This window comes from Rhizobium sp. WYCCWR 11146, from assembly GCF_013591995.1.
Taxonomy (GTDB): Bacteria; Pseudomonadota; Alphaproteobacteria; order Rhizobiales; family Rhizobiaceae; genus Rhizobium; species Rhizobium indicum.
In genome coordinates this window covers 1-10,465 of sequence record NZ_JACCEY010000020.1, presented here as the reverse complement: position 1 = coordinate 10,465, position 10,465 = coordinate 1, and the positions used below count along the sequence as shown (strand labels likewise).

General features: G+C 63.9%; 7 protein-coding genes. 4 read left to right on the top strand and 3 right to left on the bottom strand.

From position 1 onward, the window contains the following. Positions 1 to 326: 326 nt before the first annotated feature. From HX899_RS15710 to ppdK, 3 genes are all read left to right on the top strand, one after another. Entirely contained in the window at positions 327 to 1,097 is a 771-nt protein-coding gene (locus HX899_RS15710; RefSeq protein WP_017993213.1) for a thioredoxin domain-containing protein, read from the top strand. A gap of 273 nt (positions 1,098 to 1,370) precedes the next feature. Next, on the top strand, positions 1,371 to 4,832 hold the full coding sequence (locus HX899_RS15705; protein ID WP_138328768.1) for a chromosome segregation SMC family protein: 3,462 nt from the start codon (positions 1,371 to 1,373) through the stop codon (positions 4,830 to 4,832). A gap of 872 nt (positions 4,833 to 5,704) precedes the next feature. Then, positions 5,705 to 8,413: a pyruvate, phosphate dikinase gene (gene ppdK, locus HX899_RS15700; protein WP_181292792.1), complete on the top strand. Its 2,709-nt coding sequence runs from the start codon at positions 5,705 to 5,707 to the stop codon at positions 8,411 to 8,413. Between the two features lie 37 nt (positions 8,414 to 8,450). On the opposite strand, the gene HX899_RS15695 is transcribed toward ppdK, so the two are convergent. Together HX899_RS15695 and HX899_RS15690 are read right to left on the bottom strand one after the other, a co-directional pair. Continuing rightward, positions 8,451 to 8,729: a hypothetical protein gene (locus HX899_RS15695; protein WP_138387927.1), complete on the bottom strand. Its 279-nt coding sequence runs from the start codon at positions 8,727 to 8,729 to the stop codon at positions 8,451 to 8,453. Between the two features lie 295 nt (positions 8,730 to 9,024). Further along, on the bottom strand, positions 9,025 to 9,222 hold the full coding sequence (locus HX899_RS15690) for a hypothetical protein (protein ID WP_018495454.1): 198 nt from the start codon (positions 9,220 to 9,222) through the stop codon (positions 9,025 to 9,027). A 123-nt stretch (positions 9,223 to 9,345) separates the two neighbouring features. Here HX899_RS15690 and HX899_RS15685 point away from each other — a divergent pair, with 123 nt between their 5' ends. After that, on the top strand, positions 9,346 to 9,591 hold the full coding sequence (locus HX899_RS15685; protein WP_003546063.1) for a hypothetical protein: 246 nt from the start codon (positions 9,346 to 9,348) through the stop codon (positions 9,589 to 9,591). 15 nt (positions 9,592 to 9,606) lie between these two features. Here HX899_RS15685 and HX899_RS15680 read toward each other — a convergent pair whose 3' ends face one another. Beyond that, a complete protein-coding gene (locus HX899_RS15680; protein WP_017993220.1) occupies positions 9,607 to 9,999 on the bottom strand; it encodes a hypothetical protein in 393 nt (130 codons plus the stop codon). Between the last annotated feature and the right edge of the window lie 466 nt (positions 10,000 to 10,465).

Genomic DNA, 10,465 nt, shown 5'->3' with positions numbered 1-10,465 from the left:
AAACGGGGCGAAGGGACATGCTGCGACCTCTCCGTTCCTCACCAACCTCTCACAGGGCACGTCCCCTCGCCCCGTTTACGGGGAGAGGGCTAGGGTGAGGGGCAGCCATCGGCGCGAACCGGACGGCAATGGTTGCGAACTGCGAACCACCGTTGTTCGGATGAAGGGACGGGGCGGTAGGAATTCTTGCAATTTTTGGTCTAGTCGTCTTCCCGCGGTCACAATTCTTTGAAGGAAGTTGGCGAACCGTGCCTTGTGAGTGGCCGCCAGCCGTTATATCGCACAGTCACGCCGTCAATCTCATTAGTTATGGGGAATCCATGCAGATGTCCGAAATGCAACTGACGAAACGCCGCCTGCTCAGCGGTATCGCCATCGCCGCCGCTGCCGTAGCGCTTGTCGCCTGCAACGACAGCAAGGACGCTGCCGATGCTTCGTCCTCCGGCAAGACCATGGCTGATGGCACCAATGTCGACACCATGCAGACGGCCGCCACATCGGCGACCGAAATGCCGGAGTCCGACGGCGATGTCGACATGGCTGAGGTGCTGAAGCCCGGCGTGCTGCCGGAGATGGCGCTCGGCAAGGCCGATGCCCCGGTCAAGATCGTCGAATACATGTCGATGACCTGCCCGCATTGCGCCCATTTCCACAACACCGTCTTCGACACGATCAAGCAGAAATATGTCGACAGCGGCAAGGTGCAGTTCATCATCCGCGAATTCCCCTTCGACCCGCGCGCCGCCGCAGCCTTCATGCTCGCCCGCTGCAATTCTTCCAATCCGGAGCAGTTGAGCACGCCGGAACAGTATTTCCCGATGGTTTCCATGCTCTTCAAGCAGCAGCAGGTCTGGGCGGCCGCCGATGATGGCCGCGCCGCACTGCTGCAGATGTCGAAGCTTGCCGGATTTACTGAGGATAGCTTCACGAAATGCTTGACGAACCAGAAGCTTCTGGATGAAGTGAACGCCACGCGGGAAAGAGGTTCCAAGGATTTCGGCGTCAACGCCACCCCGACTTTCCTGATCAATGGCAAGCGCTACTCTGGAGACATGCCGGTTGACACTTTGTCGAAGCTCATCGACAGCCTGCTCTGAACCGGATCGTTTCGATAGAACGGGCGACGGCGAAAGCTGTGCGCCCGTTTTTTTGTGGCTGCGTGGGGAATACCCCCCTCTGTCCTGCCGGACATCTCCCCCACAAGGGGGGAGATCAGCTGGAAGGAATGTCTCGACCTTCATGACTGCCCTGCGGAAGCGCTCCCTTGTTTGGGGAAGCCCTAACCACTTGCCGATCTCCCCCCTTGTGGGGGAGATGCCCGGCAGGGCAGAGGGGGGTGCCACACCCTCCCTGCGCTGCGGAGCTTCTGCATGAAGTTCAACAAGCTGCGCCTGGTCGGCTTCAAATCCTTCGTCGAGCCGACGGAATTCATCATCGAACGCGGGCTGACCGGCGTCGTCGGCCCGAACGGCTGCGGCAAGTCGAACCTCGTCGAGGCGCTGCGCTGGGTGATGGGCGAGAATTCCTACAAGAACATGCGCGCCTCCGGCATGGACGACGTGATCTTTTCGGGTTCCGGCAACCGCCCGGCGCGCAACACTGCCGAAGTGGCGCTCTATCTCGACAATGGCGAGCGCACCGCGCCTGCCGCCTTCAACGACAGCGACGAGATCCAGGTCACCCGCCGCATCGAGCGTGAGCAGGGCTCGCTCTATCGCATCAATGGCAAGGAAAGCCGCGCCAAGGACGTACAGCTGCTGTTTGCCGACGCCTCCACCGGCGCGCGTTCGCCCTCGATGGTCGGGCAGGGCCGTATCGGCGAGCTGATCCAGGCCAAGCCGCAGGCCCGCCGCCAGCTGCTCGAAGAGGCGGCCGGCATTTCAGGCCTGCATTCCCGCCGCCACGAGGCCGAGCTGCGGCTGCGCGCCGCCGAAGGCAATCTCGAGCGCCTCGATGACGTGACCTCGCAGCTCGAAAGCCAGATCGAGAGCCTGAAGCGCCAGGCCCGCCAGGCAAACCGCTTCAAGACCCTGTCTGCCGATATCCGCGCCCGCGAAGCGATGCTGCTGCATATCCGCTGGGTGCAGGCCAAGGAAGCAGAGGCCGAGGCCGACAGTGCGCTGAACCAGGCGACCTCCGTCGTCGCCGAAAAGGCGCAGATGCAGATGGAGGCGGCGAAGAACCAGGGCATCGCCAGCCTGAAGCTGCCGGAGCTGCGCGAGGGCGAGGCGCGTGCCGCCGCCGCCCTGCAGCGCCTGCAGATCGCCAGAAGCCAGCTGGAGGAAGATGCCGGCCGCATCCTGCGCCGCCGCGACGAGCTGACCCGTCGCCTCGCCCAGCTTGCCGAGGATATAAGCCGCGAGCAGCGGCTGGTGGCCGACAATGCCGTCATCCTGGCAAGGCTCGATGCCGAAGAGGCGGAGATTTCAGAAATTCTCGCCGATTCCGGCCGTTATGCCGAGGAGACCCGCGAGGCCTTCGAGGGCGCGGCGGCAAAACTGGCCGACAGCGAACGCATCTTCACCCAGCTGACGGCCGAGCGCGCCGAAGCCGCTGCCGGCCGCAACCAGCTGGAACGCGCCATCCGCGATCTCACGGACCGGCGGATGCGCCTCGAACGCCAGATGGACGAGGCAAACCAGGAACTGTCAGCCGTCGGCGAAAAGATCGCCGGCCTGCCGGATCCCGACGAAAAACGCGCCATCGTCGAGGCCGGCGAGATCGCCGTCGCCGACGCGGAAGCGGCGGTTCAGGTGGTCGACCAGGCGCTGGCTAGCGCCCGCCAGACCGAGGCGCTGTCGCGCGCGCCGGTCGATCAGGCCCGTTCGAGCCTGAATGCGCTGGAGACCGAGGCCCGCACCATTTCCCGCATGCTCGCCGCCGGTGCTGCGGCCGGCAAATTTCCGCCGGTTGCCGACGAGCTGAAGGTCGATCGCGGCTTCGAAACCGCACTCGGTGCCGCCCTCGGCGACGATCTGGAATCGCCGCTCGATGCCGAGGCGCCGGCCCATTGGTCGGACAATGGCGATGGCGCCGGCGATCCCGCCCTTCCATCCGGTGTTGCGCCGCTGCTGACACATGTGCGCGCGCCGGCAGCACTCACCCGCCGCCTGCGCCAGATCGGCCTGGTTGTGGAAGGCGATGCGGAGCGGCTGATGGCGGCGCTGAAGCCCGGCCAGCGGCTGGTGACCAAAGAGGGTGCGGTCTATCGCTGGGACGGCCATGTCACCGGTGCCGATGCCCCGAGTGCAGCGGCCTTGCGCCTTGCCCAGAAGAACCGGCTGGCCGAACTCGAAAGCGAAGCCACACTTGCCCGCGACGTGCTTGCCGAAGCCGACGCGCGGCAGGCTGCCGCTGCCGAAGCGATCCGCGCCGAGGAGCGCCGGCTTGCCGAGGCGCGCGACATGAGCCGCCTGTCGGCGCGTCATTTGGCCGAAGCGCGCGATGCTCTCGTTGCCGCTGAGCGTGCCTCCGGCGATCTCATCCGCCGCCGCGATGTCGTCAGCGAGGCTGCCAGCCAGCTGCGCGCGCAACTGGAGGAAATCGCCGTCCAGGAAGAAAACGCCCGCATCGAGCTGGAAGACGCGCCCGACCTGACTGCGATCGACGAGCGGCTGCGGTTCCAGCAGGCAGAAGTTGCGACCGATCGCGGCGCGCTGGCCGAAAGCCGCGCCCGCCATGAAAGCCTGGCGAGGGAAAACGAAGCCCGCCAGCGCCGCATCATGGCGATCGGCCAGGAGCGCGAGACCTGGCGCCAGCGGGCGGCAAGCGCCGAGGATCACGTTGCGACGCTGCGCGAGCGTGAGGAAGAGGCGCGGGACGAGGCAGCCGAGCTCGAACTGGCGCCGGATGAATTCGACGACAAGCGTCGCGCTCTGCTCAGCGAATTGCAGAAGGCCGAGGAGGCGCGCCGCCAGGCCAGCGATCTTCTGGCCGAGGCCGAGCGCATCCAGCGCGAAGCCGACCAGAAGGCAACGACGGCGCTGTCGGAACTTGCCGAATGCCGAGAACGCCGCGGCCGCGCCGAGGAGCGCCTTGTCTCCGCCCGCGAGAAGCGGCAGGAAAGCGAAGGCCGCATCCGCGAGGTCCTGAACGTCGCGCCGCACGAGGCGCTGCAGCTGACCGGCCGCCCGACCATGCAGGCGCTTCCCGATCCGCGCGAAGTCGAGCGCGAGCTGGAACGCCTGAGGATCGAGCGCGAGCGGCTGGGCGCCGTCAACCTGCGCGCCGACGAGGAACAGAAGGAACTGAGCGAGAAGCTCGAAGCGCTGATCAAGGAACGCGACGACGTCATCGATGCGATCCGCAAGCTGCGCGGCGCCATCCAGAGCCTCAATCGCGAGGGCCGTGAACGGCTGATCGCCGCCTTCGACATCGTCAACGCCCAGTTCCAGCGGCTGTTCACCCATCTTTTCGGCGGCGGCACCGCCGAACTGCAGCTGATCGAATCCGACGATCCGCTCGAAGCCGGCCTCGAAATCCTCGCCCGTCCGCCCGGCAAGAAGCCGCAGACCATGACGCTGCTATCGGGCGGCGAACAGGCGCTGACGGCGATGGCGCTGATCTTCGCCGTCTTCCTCACCAATCCGGCGCCGATCTGCGTGCTCGACGAAGTGGACGCGCCGCTCGACGACCACAATGTCGAGCGCTACTGCAACCTGATGGACGAAATGGCGGCCTCCACCGAAACCCGCTTCGTCATCATCACCCACAATCCGATCACCATGGCCCGCATGAACCGCCTCTTCGGCGTCACCATGGCCGAGCAGGGCGTCTCCCAGCTCGTCTCTGTCGACCTGCAAATGGCCGAGCGTCTGCGCGAGATTGCCTGAGGTTTTCGACGAACGCGTTTTCTGCGTCGGGGCAGGGCGGATTGTCACGCGACATGCCGGCCCAGGGGATGGGCGAGAGCAGCCCCTCATCCGGCTGCCGCCACCTTCTCCCCGTAAACGGGGCGAAGGGGATATGCCGCAGCCTCTCCGTTCCCCGCCGTGTCTCGCATGGCACGTCCCCTCTCCCCGTCAGAACGGGGAGAGGGTTAGGGTGAGGGGCAGTCGTTAACGCCAACCGGACAACAGTGGGCTTGACCCGAGCATTCATTTAGACGCCGAGCGCAGACGCAATTTCAGCAAAGGTGCGGCGCGGTTTTGCGTCCAGAAATTGCGTAAAATCAAGGGCCGAGCAATAAACACCAAAAAAGGTCGGCTCACTTGTCGCTTGTACCCCATTTGGGTGATGCTCTTTTCGCTGACTTGCATTAGAAGTTGTTTCAACGCAACCTAATTACTCTGCTGAAAAAGCGGGTGAGCAAACGCTGCGTATTGTCGAATTTGCGTGCGGTTTTCCGGGCGAGGGCAAGAACCGGAAACCGTTGGAGCAAATCCAGGGAAGTAGCGATCTATTTTCCAGGAATTGCGTAGAACGAAGGTCAGAACGGTTCTGTTTTGAGAAAAAGCTGAATCGTTCCTGGGTTGAGGGACCCCCCGTCCGGTTTTCCTGGCTGGACGGAAACAAGGCTTTGCGGGACATTGTTGCAGTCCCGCAAAGCTTTTTTTGTGCCTTTTTTCATCTCGGCCCTGTTTCAATCGTTTCGACCTCGGCTGCGCCGAAGATTTATTGTGCAGCGCAACATTCTGCCGCATTTGTCGATTTTCATTTCAACACCAACGGATTAAGCTAATCCTGATTTGGTGTTGGGGGGAAGATGACCAAGTGGGTCTATAGGTTCGGCGACGGGCAGGCTGAGGGCCGGGCGCGCGATCACGAGATTCTGGGCGGCAAGGGCGCCAATCTCGCGGAGATGTGCGCCCTGGGACTGCCGGTGCCGCCGGGGCTGACGATCGTCAGCGACGCCTGCAACACCTATTACAAGAACGGCCGCCACATCGAGAATGCGGTGAAGGCGGAAGTGCGCGCCGGCATAGCGGCGATCGAGGCAATCACCGGCCGCCACTTCGGCTCCGTCAGCCAGCCGCTGCTGCTCTCGGTGCGCTCCGGCGCCCGCGTCTCGATGCCGGGCATGATGGACACCGTGCTCAATCTCGGCCTCAACGACGAGACGGTGCAGGCGCTCGGCCATGATGCCGGCGATGCGCGTTTTGCCTGGGACAGCTACCGCCGCTTCATCCAGATGTATGCCGATGTCGTCATGGGCCTTGGCAACGACGCCTTCGAGGAGATCCTGGAAGACGAGAAGGCCAAGCTCGGCCATGAATTCGATACCGAACTCAACGCCTCGGAATGGCAGCATATCGTCTCCCTCTATAAGAAGCTGATCGAGGAGGAGCTGGAGCAGGAATTCCCGCAGGATCCCGAAGTCCAGCTCTGGGGCGCGGTGGGCGCTGTCTTTTCCAGCTGGATGAGTGCCCGCGCCGTCACCTACCGCCAGCTCCACAATATTCCGGAAGGCTGGGGCACGGCGATCAACATCCAGGCGATGGTCTTCGGCAATCTCGGCAATGCGTCGGCCACCGGCGTTGCCTTCACCCGCAACCCTTCGACCGGCGAAAGCGCGCTTTACGGCGAATTCCTGGTCAATGCCCAGGGCGAGGATGTCGTGGCCGGCATCCGCACGCCGCAAAGCATCACCGAGGAGGGGCGGATTTCCTCCGGCTCCGAAAAACCCTCGATGGAAAAGCTGATGCCGGAGGCGTTTCGCGAGCTCTGCCGCATCTGCACCGAGCTCGAGATCCACTACCGCGACATGCAGGATATCGAATTCACCATCGAGCGCGGCAAGCTGTGGATGCTGCAGACCCGGTCGGGCAAGCGCTCGACGCGGGCGGCCATGAAGATCGCCGTCGACATGGTCGACGAGGGCGTGATCACCGAGGACGAGGCGGTGCTGCGCATCGAGCCCTCCAGCCTCGACCAGCTGCTGCATCCGACGATCGATCCGCGCGTCACCCGCCAGGTGATCGGTACCGGGCTGCCGGCGTCTCCGGGCGCTGCCACCGGCGCCATCGTCTTCACCGCGGAAGAGGCGGTCGAGGCGGAAGGCGAAGGTCGCAAGGTCATCCTGCTCCGGGTCGAGACCAGCCCCGAGGATATTCACGGCATGCATGCCGCCGAAGGCATTCTGACGACCCGCGGCGGCATGACCAGCCATGCGGCGGTCGTTGCCCGCGGCATGGGCATCCCTTGTGTCGTCGGCGCCGGCACCATGCGCATCGACGTGCGCAACGAGCGGCTGCTTGGCGTCGGCGTCACGCTCAAGAAGGGCGATATCATCACCATCGACGGCTCGGCCGGCCAGGTGCTGAAGGGCGAGGTGCCGATGATCCAGCCGGCGTTGTCGGGCGATTTCGGCCGCATCATGGGCTGGGCCGACCGCGCCCGGCGCATGACGGTGCGCACCAATGCCGATACGCCGGCCGATGCGCTCGCCGCCCGCTCCTTCGGCGCCGAAGGCATCGGCCTTTGCCGCACCGAGCATATGTTCTTCGAGGGTGAGCGCATCCATGTCATGCGCGAGATGATCCTTGCCGTCGATGAAAAGGGCAGGCGAGTGGCGCTCGACAAGCTGCTGCCGATGCAGCGGCTGGATTTCACCGGCCTCTTCACCGTCATGCACGGCCTGCCGGTGACGATCCGCCTGCTCGATCCGCCGCTGCACGAATTCCTGCCGAAGACCGACGACGAGGTGGCAGAGGTCGCCTTCGCCATGGGCATGGAGGCATCCGTGCTTCGCCAGCGCGTCGATGCGCTGCACGAGTTCAACCCGATGCTCGGCCATCGCGGCTGCCGGCTGGCGATCTCCTATCCCGAAATCGTCGAAATGCAGGCCCGCGCCATCTTCGAGGCGGCGGTCGCCGCAGCTAAGGAGACCGGGGCCGCCGTCGTGCCGGAGATCATGGTGCCGCTCGTTGGCCTCCGCACCGAGCTCGATTACGTCAAGGCGCACATCGATGCCGTCGCCGGCGACGTGATGAACGAAGCCGGCATGAAGATCGATTATCTCGTCGGTACGATGATCGAGCTGCCGCGTGCTGCCCTGCGCGCCCATGTGATTGCCGAAGCCGCCGAATTCTTCTCCTTCGGCACCAACGACCTGACGCAGACCACCTTCGGCATCTCGCGCGACGACGCCTCGGCCTTCATCCCCACCTATCAGCGCAAGGGCATCATCGAGCACGATCCCTTCATCTCGCTCGATTTCGACGGTGTCGGCGAATTGATCAGCATCGCCGCCGAACGCGGCAGGCGCACCCGCAAGGACATGAAGCTCGGCATCTGCGGCGAACATGGCGGCGACCCGGCCTCGATCCGCTTCTGCGAGACGATCGGCCTCGATTATGTCTCCTGCTCGCCGTTCCGCGTGCCGATCGCCAGGCTGGCGGCAGCGCAGGCGGTGATTGCAGGCAGTCTGGAAGAGATCCGCCGCGGTCCGAAAGACCTGCGGGCGAGCGTGTAAAATATCGGTGGAGTGCGGGCAGGGCGCCCGTGGCAACTCAGTAACGATACCGCCAACGATCGCGGTAGATATAAGGCCCGTTCAGATCCCAGGCCATGCGGTTCATCATCTCCGCACTTTGCGCCCGCGATTCGGCGCGCCGGTCGAGATCGATGCGCTGCAGGCAGGTGGCAAACCCATCCGTGCCGCGCCGGAAGCCATAGCTCATGCACCGCTGCTCATCCGCCGCCCGCCGCTCCTCCGGCGTCATCGTCTGGCAGGCCGAGAGCCCGGCAACGATGGTGGCCATGACGGTGATGAGAAGACGAATGCGCATTGGTTTGGTCCTTGGAATGCTTTTCTCAGAGGAAAGGCCATTCGGGCGAGGGCGTCAAGCCATCCTTTGCCAGGGAGATCGTTGAGATCAGCCCCTCATCCGGCTGCCGCCACTGACCGGGGTCGAGCCACGGGTCTCGACCCGTCCTTCGGACCCCCGCTCGCGGGGCGAAGGGACCATGCCGCGACCTCTCCGTTCCCCACCAACCTCTCGCAGGGCACGTCCCCTCTCCCCGTCAGAACGGGGAGAGGGTTAGGGTGAGGGGCAACCACCAGTCCGAAACCGAGAAACAGAATCACGCCGCCCCCGCCGGATCCCCAATCGGCAACAGCGCCGGATTGAGCGGCGGATCCTGTGGATTCTTCGTGTCGCCCGGGTCCTGCGCCGGTGTCAGCGGCGGTTTTTGCTGGATGGGGTCGGGAATGCCGGGGGTAGGGGTCGGGCCGCGCGGGGTATCGGCATTGGGTGTCGGGATCGGGTCTCTGTTGGGCATGATCGCCTCCTTTTCGAAAAAGGAACGGCAGGCTTGGCACTTGGTTCCACTTTCGCTTGCCAACCTTTCTATGCATGAGGGCCATTCCTATGTATGAGGAAAGCTTGCAAAACTGGAACGAGCATGGCCCTTCGCGATCGATTTTCGAAAAAACTGAACTGTCCGCAATGCGGCAATGAGGGCTTTGCCGAGGCCTCGGAAGTCGATGATCCCAAGCGCAAGCACCCGGATTTCAAGGTCGATCAGCTGCCGCGCGGCTTTGGCGTGCAGCGGCCTTCCAACCACCAGGAAAATTTCGTCATCAAATGCGAATGCGGGCGCAAGTTCCCGTTCCGCAGCGTTGCGGAAGCTGCGGCCGAGCGCCGCTAACATCATGATCTAGAATTAGATCCGCTCCAGCAGTTCGATGAAGGCATCGGCGAAACGCACCAGCGGCGCTGTCTCTTCATCCGGCGCCTGCATGCGGATCTCGGTGCCGTTACCGTCGAGCAGCGCCAGCACGACGCGCATCTCCTGGCCGTCACCAGGAATGCGCAGCACGGCGATGCGCCGGCAATCGTCGATGAGACCGCCGGCCGGCAGGTCGAACAGCAGCTCGCCGCCGGAGCGTGCCGCCGCCTGGCGCACCGCCTCGCAGAAGCCGGCATCGCCGCCGGCGTAACCTTCGAGCGAAAGCTCGAGCTCAAGCAGCTCCATCGGCAGCATCGGCTCGGACTGATGGTCGATCCCGCCAAGCGCAGACGCCTGCGGTCTTGCTGCAATCTCGGGTGAAATCATCCCGTCTCTCCTCTGCATCTGGAGATGAAACCGCGGCAGAATGGCCTTTTTTTGACATATCAGCAAGGTCTTATGAAGCAACCGCCGTTTCGTCATGGCCTTCGCCGTGGATTCCAACGCATTGCCTCAGACAATAGTTTCAATTTAGCCGAATCTTGCCCCAGATCCGGATGATTTTAAGCCGGGCCGGCCTAGAGCCTTTCCGGGTTAGATTGCAGCATTCTGCCGGAGCAGGTTTTCGTCAGGGCAAAGGCGATTGGCGACGGGCATACCCCTAGGTACGTCCGAGCCGATCGCCTTTGATCCTGGCGGAAAGATGCCCGGCCCTTCGGGTTGGCTGAAACGGGCCGGCTGATCGACCGGCCGGCTTGGCCGTAGAGCCGGGCTACGACACGCGCCGGCCGGTCGACCATCCGACTCCGTTTGAGCCAACAGAATGCTGCAATCTAACCCGGAAAGGCTCTAA

What these genes read in the sequence shown, in the direction of transcription:
- HX899_RS15710 (WP_017993213.1), top strand. Translation starts at nt 327, where the DNA reads ATGTCCGAAATGCAACTGACGAAACGCCGCCTGCTCAGCGGTATCGCC.
- HX899_RS15705 (WP_138328768.1), top strand. Translation starts at nt 1,371, where the DNA reads ATGAAGTTCAACAAGCTGCGCCTGGTCGGCTTCAAATCCTTCGTCGAG.
- ppdK (WP_181292792.1), top strand. Translation starts at nt 5,705, where the DNA reads ATGACCAAGTGGGTCTATAGGTTCGGCGACGGGCAGGCTGAGGGCCGG.
- HX899_RS15695 (WP_138387927.1), bottom strand. Translation starts at nt 8,729, where the DNA reads ATGCGCATTCGTCTTCTCATCACCGTCATGGCCACCATCGTTGCCGGG.
- HX899_RS15690 (WP_018495454.1), bottom strand. Translation starts at nt 9,222, where the DNA reads ATGCCCAACAGAGACCCGATCCCGACACCCAATGCCGATACCCCGCGC.
- HX899_RS15685 (WP_003546063.1), top strand. Translation starts at nt 9,346, where the DNA reads ATGGCCCTTCGCGATCGATTTTCGAAAAAACTGAACTGTCCGCAATGC.
- HX899_RS15680 (WP_017993220.1), bottom strand. Translation starts at nt 9,999, where the DNA reads ATGATTTCACCCGAGATTGCAGCAAGACCGCAGGCGTCTGCGCTTGGC.